At 72.8% G+C, this 20,253-nt stretch carries 21 protein-coding genes and 1 pseudogene; 14 read left to right on the top strand and 8 right to left on the bottom strand.

Annotated features, from left to right (window positions below):
- The coding region (locus ABZ318_RS26770; RefSeq protein WP_356905028.1) for a serine/threonine-protein kinase at window positions 1-1,024 on the bottom strand (1,024 nt) is incomplete at its 3' end.
- Between the two features lie 292 nt (window positions 1,025-1,316).
- Between ABZ318_RS26770 and ABZ318_RS26775 the strand changes: the two genes are divergently transcribed.
- Window positions 1,317-2,267, top strand: a complete 951-nt coding sequence (locus tag ABZ318_RS26775) for an NADP-dependent oxidoreductase (RefSeq protein WP_356905029.1) — start codon at window positions 1,317-1,319, stop codon at window positions 2,265-2,267.
- A 91-nt stretch (window positions 2,268-2,358) separates the two neighbouring features.
- Window positions 2,359-3,009: an NAD(P)H-dependent oxidoreductase gene (locus ABZ318_RS26780; RefSeq protein ID WP_356905030.1), complete on the top strand. Its 651-nt coding sequence runs from the start codon at window positions 2,359-2,361 to the stop codon at window positions 3,007-3,009.
- Here the strand turns inward: ABZ318_RS26780 and ABZ318_RS26785 are convergent.
- Entirely contained in the window at window positions 2,994-3,182 is a 189-nt protein-coding gene (locus ABZ318_RS26785; protein ID WP_356905031.1) for a DUF397 domain-containing protein, read from the bottom strand. The genes ABZ318_RS26780 and ABZ318_RS26785 overlap by 16 nt on opposite strands.
- Window positions 3,179-3,292: pseudogene (locus ABZ318_RS26790) on the bottom strand (transcriptional regulator); the annotation flags it as partial. The pseudogene ABZ318_RS26790 and the gene ABZ318_RS26785, both read right to left, overlap by 4 nt.
- A 184-nt stretch (window positions 3,293-3,476) precedes the next feature.
- On the opposite strand from ABZ318_RS26790, the gene ABZ318_RS26795 reads away from it, so the two are divergent.
- A complete protein-coding gene (locus ABZ318_RS26795; RefSeq protein WP_356905032.1) occupies window positions 3,477-3,875 on the top strand; it encodes a hypothetical protein in 399 nt (132 codons plus the stop codon).
- On the opposite strand, the gene ABZ318_RS26800 is transcribed toward ABZ318_RS26795, so the two are convergent.
- Complete coding sequence (locus ABZ318_RS26800; protein ID WP_356905033.1) at window positions 3,876-4,772, bottom strand: hypothetical protein; 897 nt, start codon at window positions 4,770-4,772, stop codon at window positions 3,876-3,878.
- 119 nt (window positions 4,773-4,891) lie between these two features.
- On the opposite strand from ABZ318_RS26800, the gene ABZ318_RS26805 reads away from it, so the two are divergent.
- The 3 genes from ABZ318_RS26805 (at window position 4,892) to ABZ318_RS26815 (ending at window position 7,796) form a co-directional block, all read left to right on the top strand.
- Complete coding sequence (locus ABZ318_RS26805; RefSeq protein WP_356905034.1) at window positions 4,892-6,256, top strand: aspartate aminotransferase family protein; 1,365 nt, start codon at window positions 4,892-4,894, stop codon at window positions 6,254-6,256.
- Window positions 6,257-6,324: 68 nt separating this feature from the next.
- Window positions 6,325-7,032 carry a GntR family transcriptional regulator gene (locus ABZ318_RS26810; RefSeq protein WP_356905035.1) on the top strand — a complete coding sequence of 236 codons (708 nt, stop codon included), beginning with the start codon at window positions 6,325-6,327 and terminating at the stop codon, window positions 7,030-7,032.
- Window positions 7,033-7,145: 113 nt separating this feature from the next.
- Window positions 7,146-7,796 (top strand): hypothetical protein, encoded by a 651-nt coding sequence (locus ABZ318_RS26815; RefSeq protein ID WP_356905036.1) that lies wholly within the window; start codon window positions 7,146-7,148, stop codon window positions 7,794-7,796.
- A 30-nt stretch (window positions 7,797-7,826) separates the two neighbouring features.
- On the opposite strand, the gene ABZ318_RS26820 is transcribed toward ABZ318_RS26815, so the two are convergent.
- Window positions 7,827-8,531: an SLATT domain-containing protein gene (locus ABZ318_RS26820; protein ID WP_356905057.1), complete on the bottom strand. Its 705-nt coding sequence runs from the start codon at window positions 8,529-8,531 to the stop codon at window positions 7,827-7,829.
- Between the two features lie 260 nt (window positions 8,532-8,791).
- Here ABZ318_RS26820 and ABZ318_RS26825 point away from each other — a divergent pair, with 260 nt between their 5' ends.
- The 7 genes from ABZ318_RS26825 to ABZ318_RS26855 all read left to right on the top strand — a co-directional run bounded on the left by ABZ318_RS26825 (window position 8,792) and on the right by ABZ318_RS26855 (window position 15,323).
- Entirely contained in the window at window positions 8,792-9,127 is a 336-nt protein-coding gene (locus ABZ318_RS26825) for a YbaB/EbfC family nucleoid-associated protein (protein WP_356905037.1), read from the top strand.
- A 77-nt stretch (window positions 9,128-9,204) separates the two neighbouring features.
- Window positions 9,205-9,804 carry a recombination mediator RecR gene (gene recR, locus ABZ318_RS26830; RefSeq protein ID WP_030747474.1) on the top strand — a complete coding sequence of 200 codons (600 nt, stop codon included), beginning with the start codon at window positions 9,205-9,207 and terminating at the stop codon, window positions 9,802-9,804.
- Window positions 9,805-9,848: 44 nt separating this feature from the next.
- Window positions 9,849-10,517, top strand: coding sequence for a DUF5063 domain-containing protein (locus ABZ318_RS26835; protein WP_356905038.1), 669 nt, complete (start codon window positions 9,849-9,851; stop codon window positions 10,515-10,517).
- 218 nt (window positions 10,518-10,735) lie between these two features.
- Complete coding sequence (locus tag ABZ318_RS26840) at window positions 10,736-12,016, top strand: aspartate kinase (RefSeq protein WP_356905039.1); 1,281 nt, start codon at window positions 10,736-10,738, stop codon at window positions 12,014-12,016.
- Window positions 12,013-13,074, top strand: coding sequence for an aspartate-semialdehyde dehydrogenase (locus tag ABZ318_RS26845; RefSeq protein ID WP_356905040.1), 1,062 nt, complete (start codon window positions 12,013-12,015; stop codon window positions 13,072-13,074). Before ABZ318_RS26840 ends, ABZ318_RS26845 begins: the two co-directional genes overlap by 4 nt.
- Before the next feature lie 252 nt (window positions 13,075-13,326).
- Entirely contained in the window at window positions 13,327-14,055 is a 729-nt protein-coding gene (locus ABZ318_RS26850) for a SigE family RNA polymerase sigma factor (RefSeq protein WP_356905041.1), read from the top strand.
- Window positions 14,052-15,323, top strand: coding sequence for a hypothetical protein (locus ABZ318_RS26855; protein WP_356905042.1), 1,272 nt, complete (start codon window positions 14,052-14,054; stop codon window positions 15,321-15,323). The genes ABZ318_RS26850 and ABZ318_RS26855 overlap by 4 nt, the downstream gene beginning before the upstream one ends.
- A 111-nt stretch (window positions 15,324-15,434) precedes the next feature.
- Here ABZ318_RS26855 and ABZ318_RS26860 read toward each other — a convergent pair whose 3' ends face one another.
- Window positions 15,435-16,175 (bottom strand): SURF1 family protein, encoded by a 741-nt coding sequence (locus ABZ318_RS26860; protein ID WP_356905043.1) that lies wholly within the window; start codon window positions 16,173-16,175, stop codon window positions 15,435-15,437.
- 116 nt (window positions 16,176-16,291) lie between these two features.
- Window positions 16,292-18,130 carry a prolyl oligopeptidase family serine peptidase gene (locus ABZ318_RS26865; protein WP_356905044.1) on the bottom strand — a complete coding sequence of 613 codons (1,839 nt, stop codon included), beginning with the start codon at window positions 18,128-18,130 and terminating at the stop codon, window positions 16,292-16,294.
- 71 nt (window positions 18,131-18,201) lie between these two features.
- Between ABZ318_RS26865 and ABZ318_RS26870 the strand changes: the two genes are divergently transcribed.
- Window positions 18,202-19,032 carry a class I SAM-dependent methyltransferase gene (locus ABZ318_RS26870; RefSeq protein ID WP_356905045.1) on the top strand — a complete coding sequence of 277 codons (831 nt, stop codon included), beginning with the start codon at window positions 18,202-18,204 and terminating at the stop codon, window positions 19,030-19,032.
- A gap of 144 nt (window positions 19,033-19,176) precedes the next feature.
- Here ABZ318_RS26870 and ABZ318_RS26875 read toward each other — a convergent pair whose 3' ends face one another.
- Entirely contained in the window at window positions 19,177-20,211 is a 1,035-nt protein-coding gene (locus tag ABZ318_RS26875; protein ID WP_356905046.1) for an Lrp/AsnC family transcriptional regulator, read from the bottom strand.
- Window positions 20,212-20,253: the final 42 nt, after the last annotated feature.

The following is a 20,253-nucleotide window of genomic DNA, read 5'->3' on the forward strand; positions in this document are numbered from 1 at the left end:
CTGCGCCGAGGCCGGCAAGAAGCCCTACGAGGTGAAGGTCTACTCGGAGAACGCGCGCGGTGGGCGCGGTGCCGGCCGCGCCGGCCGGCGGGGGAGTGTCGGAGGCGGCCGGGGCGCTCTCCACGGGGGCGGACCCCTCCGCTTCGAGCAGTTGTGCCGCGTGCCGGCCGAGCCGTGCCAGGACGTCGGCCGGGAGCCAGGGGTCGGTGACCGGGAGGGTCTCGACGATCTCGGTCGCCGTGGGCCGGGCCGCCGGGTCCTTGGCGAGGCAGGCCCGGATGAGTCCGGAGAGCTCGGGCGGAAGGTCCGTCAGGTCGGGCTCGTCGTGGGCGATGCGGAACATGGTGGCGTGGACGCCGCTGTCCGCCGTGCCGAAGGGGGCGCGGCCGGTCGCCGCGTACGCGAGCACGGACCCGAGGCAGAAGACGTCCGACGCGGGGCCGACGTGGTCGCCGCGGACCTGCTCGGGCGACATGAAGCCGGGGGAGCCGACGACCGCCCCGGTGGTGGTCAGGTTGCCGCCGTCGGCGACGGTGTCGACGGCGCGGGCGATGCCGAAGTCGATGATCCGCGGCCCGTCGACGGTCAGCAGCACGTTGGACGGCTTGAGGTCGCGGTGGACGAGTCCGGCGGCGTGGATGTGGTCGAGGGCGCGGGCGAGCCCGGACGCCAGGGCCCGCACGGTCGCGGGCGGCAGCGGCCCGAACTCGTCGCCGACGACGGTCCGCAGCGAGGGACCCGGTACGTATCCGATGGCGACCCACGGCGAGTCGGCGGTGGTGTCCGAGCCGAGGACGGGCGCGGTGCCGGTGCCGCCGACCCGTTCCAGGGCGGCGACCTCGCGGGCGAAGCGGCGCCGGAACTCGTCCTGGGCGGCCAGCTCCGCGTGCACCACCTTGACCGCGACGGTCCGCCCGCCGGCCGAGCGCGCCAGGAACACCCGGCCCATCCCGCCGACCCCGAGGCGGCCGATCAGACGGAACGGGCCGACGCTGACCGGATCTTCCGCGTTCAATGACTCCACGTCGCCAGAGCATGCCAGACGGGCAAGTGAGCCGTCTCCGCAGACCTTCAGCCCCTTCGGCGTCGCGCAGGGCAGGTGTCCGTGCGCGCAGCGCGGGTCGGAGCACTTCTCGGAATCGCTTCATCACCGGCCTGGAGTCCGATGCACTGCGGTGAGACCCGGTAGCGGGCCGCCACCTGGACTTCGCCCTTCGTTCAGGGAGGCCTACTCGGGTGGACGGGCATGGGTTGCCGGGGGTCTGGAGCGTAGGTGTAATGGGCCACGAGGGGGCCTTCCGTGTGAGGAGTACCCCATGCGCTCGATGCGTGTCGTCGAAGTGACCGCCTACGGAGGACCCGAGGTCCTCAGAATGGCCCGCCGGCCCGAGCCGGAGGCGGGGGCCGTCCCGGGCAGGGTGCGGGTGCGGCTGAAGGCGGCCGGAGTGAACCAGGCGGATCTGCGGATCCGTGCGGGCAGGTACTCCGACGCGGTCGGCGACCTCAGGCCCCCGTTCGTCCTGGGGACGGACTTCGCGGGCAAGCTGCTCGACGTCGCTCCCGGCATGCCGCCCGGGATCCGCGTGGCCGGTTTCGTGCCGTGGTTCGAGATGCTGACGGGCGACGGCACGTACGCGGAGATCATCTGGGCCGACCCGGAGTGGCTGGCCCCGATCCCGGACGACGTGGACTACACCGTGGCCGCCTCCCTCCCGCTGGCCTCGGCCACCGCCCAGCAGGGCCTCGAAAAGCTCGACCTCCCGGAGGGGGCGACGCTGCTCGTGACCGGCGCGAGCGCGGTGGTGGGCCGCCTGGCGGTCCAGTACGCCCATGCCGCCGGACTGCGCGTGGTGGCCGTCGCCCACGAGGGCGACGAGCCCGAGCTGAGGGTCATCGGCGCGGACCACGTCGTCACGCGCGGCGTCCCGGAGGACGTGGTCGCGAAGGTGCGCGCGGGCGACCCGGACGGGGTGGACGCGGTCTTCGACGGGGCGCTCATCGGCGCCGAGCTGCTCCCGGTGGTCAAGGACGGCGGCGCGTTCGCCGCGCTCGCCCCCGACCGGGTGCCGACCGCCGAGCGGGACATCCGCGTCGAGACCGTACGGGCCAAGCCGGACGCGATCCGGCTCGGGGAGAGCCTGCGGAAGGTGGCGGACCGGGAGCTGATCACCCGGGTGGCCGATGTCATGCCCCTGGAGGAGGTCGCGGAGGCGCACCGCAGGGCGGAGGCGGGACACAGGCCGGGCCGGATCATCCTGATGATCTGAGCATGATCCGGGTCACAGTGGCTGGACCTCAACTTTGGTTGAGGAAGAAGGATCTCTCTCACCAGCCACTGCGACTCAGGAGACGATCCCCATGGCCACGCTGCTGCACATCGACACGTCCTTCGACGGCGAGAAGTCCCACTCCCGCGCCGTCACCGCCGCCTTCCGCGAGGTCTGGGAGGCGGAGCACCCCGAGGGGACGGTGATCTACCGCGACCTCGCGGCGGAACCGATCCCGCACCTGGAGGCCGCCGCGTACTACGCCGGCAGCACCGCTCCCGCCGAGCAGTCGCCCGAGCAGCGCGCGGCCTTCGCCCTGCGTGCCGAGCTGATCGAGGAGGCCGAGCGGGCGGACGTGATCCTGATCGGCGCCCCGATGTACAACTACACGATCCCCTCCACGCTGAAGGCGTGGATCGACCACGTCTTCCTCGTGGGCCGCACCTCGGTGACCGAGCACCCCTCGCTCGCCGGCAAGAAGGCCGTGGTCGTCGCCAGCCGGGGCGGTTCCTACCGCGAGGGCACGCCGATGCACGGCAACGACTACGTCGAGAGCTACCTGCGGCAGGCCCTCGGGGGCGGCTTCGGCCTGGACGTCACCTTCATCGTCCCCGAGCTGACCCTGGCCCCGTTCGTCCCGGCGATGGCCGGCCTCGTCCCGCTGCACGAGGCCTCCCGCACGGAGTCCCTCGCGACGGCGGAGTCCCTGGCGAAGGAACTGGCGGCTCAGCCGGCCGCGTAGGCGAGGAAGAAGCTCCAGGAGGACGGCTCCACGGCGAACGTGGGGCCGTCCTGGACCTTGGAGTCCCGGAGGTGGACGGCGGCGCCTTCCGGCCGTCGGCCGAGGGCGACCTCGACGCAGTTGCCGCCGTCGTCGCTGTGGCTGGACTTGAACCAGTGCAGGGTCTCGTTCATCTCCGTACTCCCGCCAACTCCTCGATGACGCCCAGCGACCTGCGCGGATCCAGGGCCTGTGCCCGGATCTTCGCATACCGCTCCCGGTGCGTACCGACCTTCGCCCGGTCCCTGAAGGTTCACGTTGCTCCTCCGGGCGCACTCAGCCAAGTACGCCCACGGCTCCCCGCCGAATTCGACTGCGTACGGGGCCTGTTGACGCAGGTCAAGGGGTTGTCGACGCGCCCGCCGCAGTCGTGGAAAACGCTGGCGCCGACGCGCGAACATGGTCTCGTGAATGAAGAGGATCGGGAAGTGAAGGCGGATTGGATTCCTGTTTCCGGATTCCAACTCCGTAAGGCGGGCGTGCAATTCGACGCCGTTCGGGTGGACGGCGACGAAGGGCGCCGGCTGGCCGACTGGATGGAGCTGCTCACGGGGGGAGACCCGGGCCCCGTCGTCATCGAGGCGAACGGCCGACGAGGGGTGTACTTCCTCGTGCCGCCCGGCACCACGGGGCACAGGTCCTGGCCGCGCGGGGTGACCCGCTTCAACGCGGGACCCGGCCAGGTGAGTTACGTCCCGGTGCCCGCCCTGGCCGGCCGCACCTGGCCCCTCTCCTGGCGCTGCCTTCCCTCCGGCCCCGCCCGCTTCGTCCACCCGCTCCTGCTCCGCAGCGCTGTGACGGAGCTGTTCGCGGGAGGTCCGGGTTGATCAGGCCGTCCTGGCCACCCAGGTGAGGGCCAGGGGCGGGGTGAAGGCCGCGAGGAAGGCGGGCAGCCGGTCGAAGCCCGAGACCTGGAACTCCAGGGCCATCGGCAGGAGCAGGACGACGCCGGCCAGGAGGATGCCGAGCGCGGGCAGGTGGACGCGGGGACGGAAGCGGCGGAGCTTGTGGAGGTCGTCCTCGTCCATCTGGGACTTCATGATGCCGCCCGCGATCAGGACCCACGGCCCGCCCCAGACCGCTGCGGCGAACATGACGATCCCACGCGACCCGTAGCGTTCGGCGTTTTCGGCCACGGGCGCTTCCGGGTCGCGGGGCGCGAAGTACACGTCCACCTCCGTGCCGGGCACGGGCGGCTCGTAGCGGGTGTACATCGCGGGGACGGTGACCTCGCGGGGACCGTCCTCGTACGGGATGCGCAGGGTGAGGTCGGTGAGGTAGTACGGGTCGTGGTCCTGGTCGCCCTCGTGGAACTCGGGCTCGTCGGCCAGGCGTACGACGGTGACCGCGTACTCGTCGTACCCGGCGCGTTCCAGACGCTCGGTCTCCCGGCCGTAGTCGCTGCTGCCCGTGAAGACCGTCAGGAAGGCCGTGACGGCGGCGAAGGGGATGCCGAAGGCGAACAGGTAGGGCAGGGCGGGGTTCGGGCTGCGCGTCTCCCGGTACGGCTTGTCGTACGGGTCGTCGTCGCGGCCGGCGGCGCGGTACGAGGCCACGACCCAGCCCACGGCGAAGAGCACGGCGACACCGGCGAGCACCAGCTCGGGCACGAGCGGTGGGTACGGGGAGACCCCCCAGAGGGACGCGCCGACGGCGGCCGTGGCGCCGAGGACCATCCCCCAGCCGGTGATCGTCGTGGCAGCGCTGCGGCCGGGCGTGTACATGCCGCGCAGCCTAGAGGGTGCCCGCGCCACCCCACCCCGCAACGTGTCGGGTCCGCCACGGTCTCGGTGGACAAGATGGTGATGGCCCGTCCCACCTGCGGTTCCTTACCCTCGACCCCATGACCCCTCATGTCATCGAACCCGATCCCCAGGCCGGGGCCGCCGTCAAGGCCGCCGACCGCGCGCACGTCTTCCACTCCTGGTCCGCCCAGGGCCTGATCGACCCGCTCGCCGTGGCCGGCGCGGAGGGTTCGTACTTCTGGGACTACGACGGCAACCGCTACCTCGACTTCACCAGCGGCCTCGTCTACACGAACATCGGCTACCAGCACCCCAAGGTCGTCGCCGCCATCCAGGAGCAGGCCGGGAAGCTCGCGACCTTCGCGCCCGCCTTCGCCGTGGACGTCCGCTCCGAGGCCGCACGCCTCATCGCCGAGCGCACCCCGGGCGACCTGGACAAGATCTTCTTCACCAACGGCGGCGCCGAGGCCGTCGAGAACGCCGTCCGCATGGCCCGGCTGCACACCGGCCGCACGAAGCTGCTCTCCGCCTACCGCTCGTACCACGGCGCCACCTCCACCGCGATCAACCTGACCGGCGACCCGCGCCGCTGGGCCTCCGACACCGCCTCCGCGGGCGTCGTGCACTTCTGGGCGCCGTTCCTCTACCGCTCGCCCTTCTACGCCGCCACCGAGGCGGAGGAGAGCGCGCGGGCCCTCCAGCACCTGGAGGACACGATCGCCTTCGAGGGTCCGGCGACGATCGCCGCGATCATCCTGGAGACCGTGCCCGGCACCGCCGGCATCATGACCCCGCCGCCCGGCTACCTCGCCGGCGTCCGCGAGATCTGCGACAAGTACGGCATCGTCTTCATCCTGGACGAGGTCATGGCCGGCTTCGGCCGCACCGGCAAGTGGTTCGCCGCCGAGCACTTCGACGTCGTGCCCGACCTGATGACCTTCGCCAAGGGCGTGAACTCGGGTTACGTGCCGCTCGGCGGCGTCGCCATCAACGCCGAGATCGCCGCCACCTTCGACAAGCGCCCCTACCCCGGCGGCCTGACCTACTCCGGTCACCCGCTGGCCTGCGCCGCCGCCGTCGCCACCCTCCAGGTGATGGCCGACGAGAAGGTCGTCGAGCACGCCGCCCACATCGGCGAGACCGTCCTCGGCCCGGGCCTGCGCGAGCTCGCCGAGCGCCACCCGTCCGTCGGCGAGGTCCGCGGCACGGGCGTCTTCTGGGCGCTCGACCTGGTCAGGAACAAGGAGACCCGCGAGCCGCTCGTCCCGTACAACGCGGCCGGCGAGGCGAACGCGCCGATGGCCGCCTTCGGCGCGGCGGCGAAGAAGAACGGCCTGTGGCCCTTCATCAACATGAACCGCACCCACGCCGTTCCCGCCTGCAACGTCTCCGAGGCCGAGGTCAAGGAGGGCCTGGCGGCCCTGGACGCGGCCCTCGCGGTCGCCGACGAGCACACCGCATAACCGCAGCACCGGGAGGTCCCCTCCGTCTGGACTAGGGTGTCCGGAACCGGACGGAGGGGACCGACCACATGCCCGCGAGCGGAGCTGTCACGCGCAGCACCTTGCGACAGCAGATCGCGGACGCGCTCCGTGACGAGGTGCTCGCGGGCCGTCTCCAGCCCGGCGAGGAATTCACCGTCAAGCAGATCGCCGAGCAGTACGGGGTCTCCGCGACGCCCGTCCGCGAAGCCCTCGTCGACCTCTGCGCCCAGGGCCTCCTCGACTCCGACCAGCACCGCGGCTTCCGCGTCCACCAGTACTCGATCGACGACTACCGGGGCATGGTCGAGGCCCGGATGCTCGTCGTCGACGGCATCTTCCGCCGCCACGCCCCCGCGACGACCCCGCCGCCCCCCGCCCCGGAGCCCGACCTCGGCATCGGCGTCGCGCTCGTCTCCGTACGCCGCCGGGGCGAGGCCGCCGCCCGCGCCGCCCGCGCCGGGGACCTCGACATCCTCATCGGCTACGACATCCGCTACTGGCGCGAGCTGGGCCGCCTCGTCTCCGCCAACGACTACATCGCCGACTTCCTGCACCGGCTCCGGGTCCAGGCCTGGGTCTTCTCCGTGCCCTACCTGCGCTCCGAGCGGGACGTCCTCGGCTGGCTGTGGAGCGGGCACGTGGACCTGGTCGACGCGATCACCCGCGGCGACTCGGAGGCGGCCGTCGAGGTCGTACGGGCCTACAACGCGCACTCGCTGGAATGGGCCGACCGCCTGGAGGCGCGGGCCCGCTGAGACCCCTTCGGGTTGAGGCCGGGCATCCGGGGGCAGGTCATCGGGCGGGTGGGCGTCGTCGGCCCGGCCGACTACCCTGGCCGTCCCTGCAACTGACGGAGAGCGAGCCTCCCTTGGCCTGTGACCTGTGGCTGGTCCCCCTCGTCGACGTGCTGTGCCACAGCCCCGACAATCCCCTGGCCGAAGAGATAGCCGCCTACGACGCCGTGCTGAGCGCCTCCGGCCTGCCGACCGTGCCCGTCTACGCGTACATGCCGGGGCTCTCCGGCGACGTCGCCCCGGTCGCCGGCTTCGACTACACGGCCCTGCACTTCCTGCGCCGCGCCCATCTGCTCCGGATGTGCGGGCTGCCGGTCGAGCCCGTCGACGAGCTCGGCGGGGACTACGAACAGCTCCTGGAGATGTTCGAGACGACCGCCCAGCAGTCGCACCTGGTCTGGCACTACGACCACGCGGGCGCGTACGTGCCGGTGGACTTCCCCGTGCCGCTCGCCAACGACGAGCTCCTCGAAGGCGGCGGCCCGCTCGGCTCCTCGTACGGGCTGCTGCGGGAGCTGGAGTTCGTGGCGCCCTCGATCGGCATCGACCCGGCGAACCCGCCCGCGGCCCCGGAGCCGCCGGAGCGGCCCACCACCCTGGAGGAGCCGGCCGCGGCCGTGCCGTACGACGGCCACCCCTTCGCACGGGAGCGGCACGTCTGGCTGGGGCTGCACGCGGCGGCGACCCGGAGCCTCGCCCAGGGTTCGATGATCATGCTGAGCTGAGGGTCGTGCGCTCGCCCCGGAGGCCTGCGGTCAGCGGGCCTCCGGGGGCCGCTGGCGTGGCATGTTCGGCCGGGTGCCCGGCGGCAGCGGGAAACGGCCGGACGGATGGGCCGCCTCCGGCCTGGCCGGTACGACCCCGACCGACTGGAGCGCCAGCGGCGTCGGGCCCGAGCGGAACTCGACCATCCAGTCCGCGGTCTCCGTCCGCACCAGCTCCGTCACGTCCTCCGAGAAGCGGCGCAGCACGCCGAGACAGCGCTCGGCCGCCTCGCTCGCCGTGCCCTCCGTGGGGCCCAGGACCTCCCGGACGCTCTCCGAGGCCCAGTCGAACTGGAGCGCCTGCAGCCGGCGCTGCACGGCCTGCGCCGTCGCCACGTCCCTCATCCAGCCGGACGTCAGCCCGAAGTACCGGTCGCAGGCCAGGCAGGCGGCGCCGAGCAGCAGCGACAGATAGCCCCAGCCCGCCGTGCCCTCGGCGACCCCGGTCAGGTCGAGCAGGGGGAGCGCGGCGCCCACGATCGCCCCCGCGGCCGTGCCGATCCGCAGGATCCGGGCGGCCCGGCGCTTTTGGACGCGGTCGGAGAGGTACCACTCGGCGGTGCGCAGGGCGTTGTTCTCGACCCAGCGGTACAGCTCGTCGAGCCGTTCGGCCGGCTCGCCCCAGTCTCCCAGGGGGAAGGGCGTACCGGTCAGATCACGGTGGACGTCTCCCCCGGGGGGTCCCGGTGGCTGCATCTCCGGCTGCTGGCTCACCGGGGGACTCCTCTGTTCAGCTCAGTGCTCGTGTCCTTCTGTGACGTGCGGTGCACGTGGTGCCTGCCCTTCCTACCGCCGAATGGTGGGCGATGGGCCCGGAATCCCGGGATTTCCGCCCGCAAGAGGGTCTTGATCAGGTAGAGGAGCCCGCAGTTTCTCACTCGAAAGAGTTGCGTCGGCGTCCCGGTCCGTGACCACGTAGGCTCGGCATACCGACATATCGAACCTGAGGAGTGACCGTGATTCCCGGTGGTGGCCAGCCCAACATGCAGCAGCTTCTCCAGCAGGCCCAGAAGATGCAGCAGGACCTCGCCAAGGCCCAGCAGGAGCTCGCGGCGACCCTGGTCGACGGGCAGGCGGGCGGCGGCCTGGTCAAGGCGACCGTCACCGGCGCCGGCGAGCTGCGCGCCCTGGAGATCGACCCCAAGGCGGTCGACCCCGAGGACACCGAGACGCTGGCCGACCTGATCGTCGCCGCGGTGCAGGCCGCCAACGACAACGCGCAGCAGCTCCAGCAGACCAAGCTCGGCCCGCTCGCCCAGGGCATGGGCGGCATGCCGGGCCTCGGCTTCTGAGCGCCCTTCCGAGCCCCTTCTAAGGCTCGCTTCAAGCCACTACCGTAAGAATCAAGCACTCCGAGAGAGGCGTTCCGTTGTACGAAGGCGTGGTTCAGGACCTCATCGACGAACTGGGCAGGCTGCCCGGCGTCGGTCCCAAGAGCGCGCAGCGGATCGCCTTCCACGTCCTCCAGGCGGAGCCCACGGACGTCCGGCGCCTCGCGCACGCCCTTCTGGAGGTCAAGGAGAAGGTCAGGTTCTGCGCGGTCTGCGGGAACGTGGCGCAGCAGGAGCAGTGCAACATCTGCCGCGACCCGCGCCGCGACCTGACCGTCATCTGCGTGGTCGAGGAGCCCAAGGACGTCGTGGCGATCGAGCGGACGCGCGAGTTCCGCGGCCGGTACCACGTCCTCGGCGGCGCGATCAGCCCCATCGAGGGGGTCGGCCCGGACGACCTGCGCATCCGCGAGCTGCTCGCGCGGCTGGCGGACGGCACCGTCACCGAGCTGATCCTCGCGACCGACCCGAACCTGGAGGGCGAGGCCACCGCGACGTACCTGGCGCGGATGATCAAGCCCATGGGACTCAAGGTGACCCGGCTCGCCAGCGGCCTCCCGGTCGGCGGCGACCTGGAGTACGCCGACGAGGTGACCCTCGGCCGTGCCTTCGAGGGGCGGCGGCTGCTAGATGTATGACGACAGGGCCGGCGCGCGCCGCGCGCTCTCAGGGAGGCTGCTCGATGTCTGATCCCACACTGCACTCCGTCACGCAGGACCCGGACGACTTCGCGGTCCAGATCGCCGACTCGATCGAGAGCTTCATCGTCGCGACGACCGAGGTCGCCAAGGGCGACGAGCCGGACAGCGCGGTGCCCTTCATCCTCCTGGAGATCTCCCAGCTGCTCCTGGCGGGCGGCCGGCTCGGCGCGCACGAGGACATCGTCCCGGACGAGCGGTACGAGCCGGACACGGGCCCCGAGCCGGACGTCGACGACCTGCGCGAGCGGTTCGCGGTGATGCTGGAGCCGGTCGACGTCTTCTCCGAGGTCTTCGACCCGTACGAGCCGCGCAAGGCCCCGGTGCCGGCCCGGATCTCCGACAACCTCGCCGACATCGTCACCGACCTGCGCCACGGCCTCGCCCACTACCGCGCGGGCCGCACCAGCGAGGCGCTGTGGTGGTGGCAGTTCTCGTACTTCTCCAACTGGGGCCCCACCGCCTCGGCCACCCTGCGCGCCCTCCAGTCCCTCGTCGCCCACGTCCGCCTCGACCAGCCCCTCGCCGCCCTCGACGGCCTCGACACGGACGAGGACCTCACCGAGGACGACCTCGCGGAGGAGGCGGGCCGCGTGATGCTGGAGGAGATCGCGAACCCGCTGGGGCTGCGGAGCCGGTCGCTCAGGAAGTAGCGCGGGCCGGTCGGCTCGGGAAAGCAGCGCGAGCCGGTCGCCCAGGAAGCAGCGCGCCGTCGGGCGGCCGGTCGGTCGTCGGCCGCCCGACGGGCGTGGGTGATCACTCCGCGAGCAGCGCGTCTCATCATTCGATATCACGCTGGCGTTTTCGGGTCCCTCGATAGACTGAGGCGATCGCAGCGCCGGCTGCGGCACAGACTGAGCGAGGAGCGCACGTGGGCCTTGTCGTGCAGAAGTACGGAGGCTCCTCCGTTGCCGATGCCGAAGGCATCAAGCGCGTCGCCAAGCGGATCGTGGACGCCAAGAAGAACGGCCACCAGGTGGTCGTCGTGGTTTCCGCGATGGGCGACACGACGGACGAGCTGATCGATCTCGCCGAGCAGGTATCCCCGATCCCTGCCGGACGTGAGTTCGACATGCTGCTGACCGCCGGAGAGCGGATCTCCATGGCCCTGCTGGCCATGGCGATCAAAAACCTGGGCCACGAGGCCCAGTCGTTCACGGGCAGCCAGGCAGGCGTCATCACCGACTCGGTCCACAACAAAGCGCGCATCATCGATGTCACGCCGGGCCGGATCCGTACCGCCCTCGACGAGGGCAACATCGCCATCGTCGCCGGCTTCCAGGGCGTGTCCCAGGACAAGAAGGACATCACCACGCTCGGCCGCGGCGGTTCCGACACCACCGCCGTCGCGCTCGCCGCGGCGCTCGACGCCGAGGTCTGCGAGATCTACACCGACGTCGACGGCGTGTTCACGGCCGACCCGCGCGTCGTGAAGAAGGCGAAGAAGATCGACTGGATCTCCTTCGAGGACATGCTGGAGCTCGCCGCCTCCGGCTCCAAGGTGCTGCTGCACCGCTGCGTCGAGTACGCACGCCGTTACAACATCCCGATCCACGTCCGCTCGTCCTTCTCGGGGCTGCAGGGCACCTGGGTCAGCAACGAGCCACACTCCAACGAAAAGGGTCCCAAGGTGGAGCAGGCCATCATCTCGGGCGTCGCCCACGACACCTCCGAGGCGAAGATCACCGTCGTCGGCGTGCCGGACAAGCCGGGCGAGGCCGCGGCCATCTTCCGCGCCGTCGCGGACGCCGAGATCAACATCGACATGATCGTGCAGAACGTGTCCGCGGCCTCCACCGGCCTCACGGACATCTCCTTCACCCTCCCCAAGGCCGAGGGCCGCAAGGCCATCGACGAGCTGGAGAAGGCGAAGGCCGCGATCGGCTTCGACTCGCTGCGCTACGACGACCAGATCGGCAAGATCTCCCTGGTCGGCGCGGGCATGAAGACGAACCCGGGCGTCACCGCCGACTTCTTCAAGGCGCTGTCCGACGCGGGCGTGAACATCGAGCTCATCTCGACCTCCGAGATCCGCATCTCGGTCGTCACCCGCGCCGACGACGTCAACGAGGCCGTGCGCGCCGTCCACACCGCCTTCGGCCTGGACAGCGACTCGGACGAGGCCGTCGTCTACGGAGGCACCGGACGATGAACCCGAAGCCGACGCTCGCGGTCGTGGGAGCGACCGGGGCGGTCGGCTCGGTCATGCTCCAGATGCTCACGCACCACGCGGACGTCTGGGGCGAGATCCGCCTTCTCGCCTCCCCCCGCTCGGCCGGCCGCAAGGCCCCCGTCCGGGGGGAGGAGTGCGAGATCCTCGCGCTGAGCGAGGAGGCCTTCGAGGGCGTCGACCTGGCCCTCTTCCTCGTGCCCGGGACCGTCGCCGCCCACTGGGCGCCGATCGCCGTCTCCAAGGGCGCCGTCGTCGTGGACACCTCCGCCGCCTTCCGCGCCGACCCCGACGTGCCGCTCGTCGTCCCCGAACTCAACGCGCACGCCGCACGGCTGCGCCCCCGGGGCATCGTCGCCGGCCCCGGCTCCACCACCCTCGCGCTGATCGTCGCCGTGGGCTCCCTGCACGCCGAGTTCGGGCTCGCCGAACTCGTCGTCACCGCCCAGCAGGCCGCCGGCGACGCCGGACAGGCGGGCATCGACGCGCTCCGCGCCCAGCTCGGCCTGGTGGCCGCCGACGGCGACCTGGGCACCCGCCCCGGAGACGTACGACGCGCCGTCGGCGAGAACACCGGCCCCTTCCCCGGGCCCCTCGCGCTCAACGTCCTGCCCTGGTCGGGCGCCCCCGGCGCCGACGGGGCCTCCACCGAGGAGGAGGCCGTCCGCGACGAGACCCGCCGCGTCCTCGGCCTCCCCGGCCTCCGGGTCGCCGCCACCTGCGTCCGCGTCCCCGTCGTGACCGGGCACTCCGTCTCCGTGCACGCGCGCTTCGAGCGCCCCGTCCCGGTCGGCCGCGCCCACGAGGTCCTGGCCACCTCACCAGGGGTCGTGCTCTGCGACAACCCCGCCGCCGGCGACTTCCCCACCCCCGCCGACGTCGTCGGCACCGACCCCGCCTGGGTCGGCCGGGTCAGGCGCTCCCTCGACGACGAGCGCGCGCTCGACTTCTTCGTCTGCGCCGACAACCTCCGCAAGGGCGCGGCCCTGAACGCCCTTCAGATCGCCGAATCGCTTGTCACGGATTTGCGCGTTCTGTGAACGACCTGTGAGCAAAAAGGCGTCAGATACCCCTTGAACTGCGGCGATGCCGTGTTCGACGATGCACTTCCCCCGTACTGCAACCAGAGTTGGGCGGGGCGCGTCTCTGCGTGCACCCACGACCGTGTGGCGCGGGACACGCTGGAAGCGGGGCATCGGGGGAGAACGGTTACGCATGAGGACGAACAAGTCGCCGTCGAAAAAGGTGGCGTACGCGTACAACCCTGCCGGGGGAAAGCGTGTCCAACAAGCGTGGCAGAGGTACTCGACATCGCAAGCATCGCCCCGCTGCGCGGCGCGGGCACAGCGGTGCTCCCCGTGCGGAGCGGCGCCGTCGTCCCCGTGCGCGGCTCCGCGGTCCGTCCGCTCAGGCGCCCGCGCGCGCTCGGCGGCATGCCGGTGATCGCCCCCGTGCCCACCGGATCCCGCACCGGCGGCGTGGACGGCATCCCGTCGCCCCGCCGGAGCACCGAGACCGCCCCGGCCGCCGGCACCACCGTCGACCACCTCACCGAGACCTACCGCGCCCACTACCGGTCGCTGCTCGGCCTCGCCGCGCTGCTCCTCGACGACACGGCCTCCTGCGAGGACGTCGTCCAGGAGGCCTTCATCCGCGTCCACTCGGCCCGCAAGCGGGTGCGCGAGCCCGAGAAGACGCTCGCCTACCTGCGCCAGACCGTGGTGAACCTCTCCCGGTCCGCGCTCCGCCGCCGCATCCTCGGCCTGAAGCTGCTGTCCAAGCCGATGCCGGACATGGCCAGCGCGGAGGAGGGGGCGTACGAGCAGCTGGAGCGCGAGGACCTGATCAGGGCGATGCGCGGACTCCAGCGGCGCCAGCGCGAGGTGCTCGCCCTGCGGTACTTCTCCGACATGACCGAGGTCCAGGTCGCCGAGACGCTCGGGATATCCCTGGGCTCGGTGAAGGCGTACGGTTCGCGGGGCATCGCGGCGCTGCGCGTCGCGATGGGAGCGACGACATGAGCGAGGCACCCCGCGAGGACGGCGTGGCCCACGAGAACGGTGCCGGCGACGACGTCCCCGAGAGGCGTGCCGCCGAGACGGCGCGCGAGGACCACACCGCGCCCGCCGCCGCCCCGGCCTCCGCCTCGGAGAATCCCGACGCCCCGGATGAACGTGACGAGCTGAGTGGACAGCGCATGGTGAACATCGAGCCCGGACTCGGCGAGGGCGACGACGAACTCGCGCTGCGGCGGCTCTTCCAGGAAGCCGTGGGCGGCATGGAGCCCTCCCTCGGCTCGCTGGAGCACCTGCGCCGCGCCGTGCCCGCGCGGCGCGCCCGCAAGCGGCAGGCCGTCGTCGGCGCCGCGGCCGCCGCCGTTCTCATCGGCACGGCCGTCCCCGCCTTCGTGCACGTCGCCTCCTCGGGCGGCCTCTCCGCCGCCAACCCGGTGAACGCCGGCCACGGCGAGCAGGCCCAGGGCGGCACCGGCACTGAGACCGGCGTCGAGGACGGCCAGAGCTCCACGGCCCCCGAGAGCAGCGTCCCGCCGCGCCCCGGCGGGGCCGACGGCGCCTCCGGCAAGCCGCAGCAGCCGGGCTCCGGCGCCTCCGGCGACGGCTCGCACCAGACGCTGGGCGCCGACCCCGCCACCACCCCGCGGTGCACCGCCGACCAGCTCGGCGTCGCCGGCGAGGGAGTCGGCGGGCCCGACGCCGAGGGCAGGGTCTACGGCACCTTCCGCATCTCCAACGTCTCCGGCCGGGCCTGCCTGGTGGACGGCGCGGGCCTCGTCGGCTTCGAAGCCAGGGGGGCGGCGGACCCGGGCCGGATCTCGGTGGTCCGACACACCTCGGGCGACGGCAGCGGACTGCCCGACCCCTCGCAGGAGTCGTCCGCGATCGCCCTGAAGCCGAGCGGCAGCTACGAGGTGAAGTTCGCCTGGGTGCCGAGCGACACCTGCCCGACGACCGGCACCACCCCGACGCCCACGCCGACCACCCCGACCGAACCGCCCGCCACGCCGGACCCGACCCCGACCCCGACACAGACCCGCCCGACGGACGACCCGACGAGCGGGGCGGGCGGCACCGACCCCGGCGGCTCCGGGGCCGGAGCCGAAGAGGGCGCCGGCGCGGCACCCCAGCTGCTCGGCGAGGACGGTGCTCCGGCGGACGGCAGCGTCGTGGTCAGCCACACCGCGGAGCCGGGCGGCCCCACGGCCTCGGCCGTCATCCCGAACGCCTGCGCCGGCACCATCTACCGCACCGGAGTCCTGGCGGGCTCCTGAGCCCACCGACCGCCGCCGGCAGCTGAGCCCCCGACCGTGCGGGCTCCTGAGCCCGCCGACCGCCGCCGGCTGCTGCCAGGGCGGCCTGCCGGCCGCGGGACCAGGTGAGTCCTACAGGCCCAGTGCCTCGTCGCGGGAGGCCTCCGCCTCGCGGCGTACGAGGCGGAACCACATGAAGACGACGAAGCCCGCGAAGACGAACCACTCGGCCGTGTAGCCGAGGTTCTGGAAGGCCTTCGCGTCCAGGCCCGTGCCCGCCGCGGCCACCGCCGGGACCGGCGTGAGCCCGGCGGGGGAGTCCGCGAGGGTGATCCAGGCGTCGTAGACGTCGTCCGTGACCACGTTCACCAGGGACGCCGCGCTGATCATGCCGAGCTGCCCCTCGGGCAGCCCGCCCGCCGCGTGGACGCCCTCCGTGCCCGGGTTCTCCGAGGCCTGGAGCGCGCCCACCACCGTCACCTCGCCCGACGGCGGGGCGGGGGCCTTCGCGCCCGTGGGGAGCCAGCCCCGGACCACCGGCAGCGACCGGCCGCCGTCGGTCTTGAGCAGCGTCAGGACGTACGAGCCGGTGCGCCCGTCCAACTCGCGGTCCGGCACGAGGAACTGCTCCCCGAACCGGCCGCGCGCCTGCGCCGAGCGACCCGAGGTCTCCTTGTCCACCGGCAGCAGGGAGTCCAGCGGCTCGGCCTTCTCCGCGCTCGCGGCGGGCCGCCGCTCGGCCTCCCGATGGGAGTCGACGCGTTCCTCGAACTTGCCGAGCTGCCAGGTCCCCATGAAGACGCAGAACGGGATCGCGAGGAGGACGAAGACGTTGATCCCCCACCAGCGGGGCGTTCTCAGGAACCGGTACACGCCCCCCACGGTACGCAAGCGGCCCCGCCCCCCGACGACGACCCCCTTCGACGACCGCCCCCCGACGCCCCCGACGACGACCCCCTTCGACGACCGGGCCCCCGGGCGCCGGCCGGTCAGGCCGAGCCCACGGCGCCTCCCCGGACCGGCGGGGTGGTCCCCAGGTGTCTCGCCGCGAAGTCCAGGTCCAGGGCGACCTGCTTGATCCGCTCCTCCACCACCAGGGAGCCGTGGCCCGCGTCGTACCGGTACACCTCGTGGACCGCGCCCCGGGCCGCCAGCCGGTCGACGTAGTTGTCGATCTGCCGGATCGGGCAGCGCGGGTCGTTGACACCGGCCGACACGTGCACCGGGGCCTTCACCGCGTCCACGTACGTCAGCGGCGACGAGGCCGCGTACCGCTCGGGCACCTCCTCCGGGGAACCGCCCAGGAGCGTCCGGTCCAGCGCCTTCAGGGCCTCCATCTCGTCCTCGTACGCCGTGACGTAGTCCGCGACGGGCACGGCCGCGAGACCGACCGCCCAGTCGTCCGGCTGGGTGCCCAGACCGAGCAGCGTGAGGTAGCCGCCCCAGGAGCCCCCGGCCAGCACGAGCCGCGCCGGGTCCGCGAGGCCGCTCTCCACGGCCCAGGAGCGGACCGCCGCGATGTCCTCCAGCTCGATCAGACCGACCCGGTGCTTGAGCGCGTCCGTCCACTCCCGGCCGTACCCCGTGGAGCCCCGGTAGTTGACCCGCACCACCGCGTACCCGTGGTCCACCCAGGCCGCCGGGCCCGACGCGAAGGCGTCGCTGTCGTGCCAGGCCGGGCCGCCGTGCACCTCGAAGACCGTCGGGAAGGGGCCCTCGCCCTCCACCGGGCGCTGCACGAGCGCGTGGACCCTCCCGCCGGGGCCGTCCACCCACACGTCCTCCACGGGCACCGACGGCGGCGCCTTCGGGCCGGGCGGGTCGAGGACGACGCCGCCGGCCGTGGAGCGCACCACCGGCGGCTCGGCGGCCGAGGACCACAGGTACTCCACGGAGCCGTCGGGCCGGGCTGTCGCGCTCGACACCGAACCGGCCGGGGTCTCCACCCGGACCAGGGCGCCGGTCGCGATCTCGTACCGCCACAGCTCGCTGCGGGCCTCGAAGCCGTGCACGATCAGCAGGCCCGAGCCGTCCGGATACCACTCCGCCGACACGTCGCCCGGCAGATCGAGCCGCAGGTCGGTCTCGGTGCCCGTCGCCACGTCCCAGAGCATCGGCTCCCAGCGGCCGCGCCGCTGGTGGCCGACGAGCAGCCGGGTGTCCCCGGGCAGCGGGGCGAAGCCGAGGACCGTGAGCCCCAGCTCCTCCGTGCCGCCCTTGGTGTCGTCGAGCTCGGCCACCACGCCCGCGTCCGAGGCGCGCAGCACGCGCAGCGCCGAGTGCATCGCGTCGCCGTGCTCGGTGTGCTCGATCGCGATCAGCGAGCCGTCGTAGGACAGGTCGCCGACGCCGGCCGACTCCCGGTGCCGGTAGATCTCGACCGGGGCGCCCGCCCCGGGCCGTACGAGATGGACCGTCGAGCCCTCCTCGTCCGTGGACCGGCCCACCACGACCGTGCCCTCCCGGCCGATGGCGAGCCCGGCGGGGTAGGACGGGGCGAGGCCGGGCACGGCCGGCTCGTCCTCGCCGCCCGCGAACGGCTGGCGCATCCACACCCCGAACTCGTCCCCGTCGGTGTCCGCGAACCACCAGATCGAGGCGCCGTCCGGCGACAGCGCCCCGTCCGTCGTCCCGTTCGGCCGGTCCGTGACCTGCCGCTGCCCGCCGCTCGCCCGGTCCCAGGCGTACAGCTCGTACGTCCCCGTCGCGTTGGACACGAAGAGTGAGCGGTCCGGGGCCTCCTCGGCCCACTCGGGCAGGGAGACGCGGGGCGCCCGGAAGCGCTGCTCCCAGACGGGGGTGTCGATGTGCTTGCTCTCGGTAGTCATGGCATCCATCATGCTCCGCGCCGCCGACAATCGGGTCGCGTCGCCCGCAGCCTGTGGATAACCTCGCCGACATGTACTCTCCGACGCCCGAGGACTGGCACGAGGCCAACCGCGCGAGGTGGGACGAGCGCGTCCCGATCCACGCCGCCAGCGAGTTCTACGACCTCGACGCCTTCCGCGCGGGCAAGGACGCCCTGCGGGACTTCGAGCTCGCGGAGGTCGGCGACGTCACCGGGCGCTCCCTGCTCCACCTTCAGTGCCACATCGGTCTGGACACCCTCTCCTGGGCCCGGCACGGCGCCTCGCACGTCGTCGGCCTGGACTTCTCCGAGCCGGCCGTCGAGACCGCCCGCTCGCTCGCCGCCGACCTGGGCCTCTCGCAGGAGCGGGCCGCCTTCGTCGCCGCCGACGTGTACGACGCCGCCGAGGCCGTCCCGGACCGGTCGTACGACATCGTCTACACCGGCACCGGGGCGCTGTGCTGGCTGCCCGACCTCGAGCGCTGGGCGGAGACCGCCGCCTCCCTCGTCGCCCCGGGCGGCTTCCTCTACGTGGCCGAGTTCCATCCGCTGACGGACTCGCTCGACGACGAGACCGGCAGCCGGGTCGTGCACGACTACTTCGTCCGCGACCCGTGGGTGGACACCACTCCGGGGACGTACGCCGACCTCGACGCCGTCACCGTCCACAACCGCAGCGTGGAGTGGGTGCACCCGGTCGGCGAGGTCGTCACGGCCCTCGCGAAGGCCGGTCTGCGCATCGAGTTCCTGCACGAGCACGACGGCTCGCTCGTCCCCCGCTACGGCGCCCTCCAGCGGCACGAGGACGGCTACTACCGCTTCCCCGCGGGCCGCCCCCGCATCCCCCTGATGTACTCGGTCAAGGCGTCCCGCCCGGCCTGATCCCGGTGCGCTCGGTCGAGGCGTCCCGCCCGGCCCGATCCCGATGTACTCGGTCGAGGCGTCCCGCCCGGCCCGATCCTGGTGACGGCCCGCCCGCCGCCGGGGTCCACCGTCGAGTGGTGCGGCGGGGCGCCGGGCGTCCTGTCAGGAGCCGGTCGCCGGCCGCACGTGATGGGTGCGCCGGCCGTCCGGCCCGAGGACCTGCGCCCCGATCTTGTGGGTGCGCAGGGACACCGCGGTGCCCGTGATCCGCAGCGCCGGCGCGGCCCGCACCAGCGCCGCCGTCACGTCGTGGAGCTCCTCGACCGTACGGAGCCACATCGCGAGGGCCAGGTTGTGCGGACCGGTGACCGAGGTGATCACGCGGGTCTGGCGGAGCCGGGTCAGCGAGGCCACCGACTCGGCCACCTCCAGGGGCGGTACGTCCGCCATGACCAGCGCCCACACCGGCCGTCCGGAGAAGCGCGGGGCCGGCAGGCAGTGGTGGTGGACGGCACCGGCCGCGCCGAGGGCGTCCAGCCTGCGGCGCACGGTCGACTCGCTGGTGCCGCACTGCCGGGCCAGTTCGGCGGCGCTGCGCCGGGCGTCCCCCGCCAGCTCCGCGACGATCCGCTGGTCGAGCTCCGTGACGGGCGGGTACGCGCGCGTGGAGGACCGGGCCCGCCGGACGCCGCCGGTGAGCTCGGTGAGGTGCTGCGTCTGCGCCGGGGTGAGCTGCTCGATCCGTGAGCGGTACGGGCGGTTGTGCAGCTGGGTGACGACCTGTGTGCGGGCCCTGAGCACCCCGGGGAGTCGTCGCACCCGGCCGGCGAGGTAGCCGTCGAGGGCATGGAGGTCCGGGCAGTTGACGAGCAGCACCAGATCGGCCTCGCCGGTCACCTGGTGGACGCCGAGGGTGCACGGATCGCCCGCCACCTCGATCGCGGTGGCCTCGGCGGCTCCGGCGACGCACTCCAGCTCCACCCACGCGTACAGGTTGGCCTCCGTGCCGCGCCGGGCCGCGAGCAGCGAACTCCAGGCGTACCCTCCGGCGGTGAGGGCCTCCCAGCGCCGGGCGAGCGTGTCCGGGCTCACCGCGAGCACGCCGGAGAGCTGCGTCCAGCTGGCCCGCGGTGCGAGCTGCAGTGCGTGGATCAGTGCCAGATCCACCTCTCCGAGGACGGATTCCCTGGTATGCATGTGCCTCCTTGGTCGATCCCGGGGAAACCCTGGGTGCGGGCA

This window comes from Streptomyces sp. NPDC006197, assembly GCF_040613865.1.
Lineage (GTDB): Bacteria > Actinomycetota > Actinomycetes > Streptomycetales > Streptomycetaceae > Streptomyces.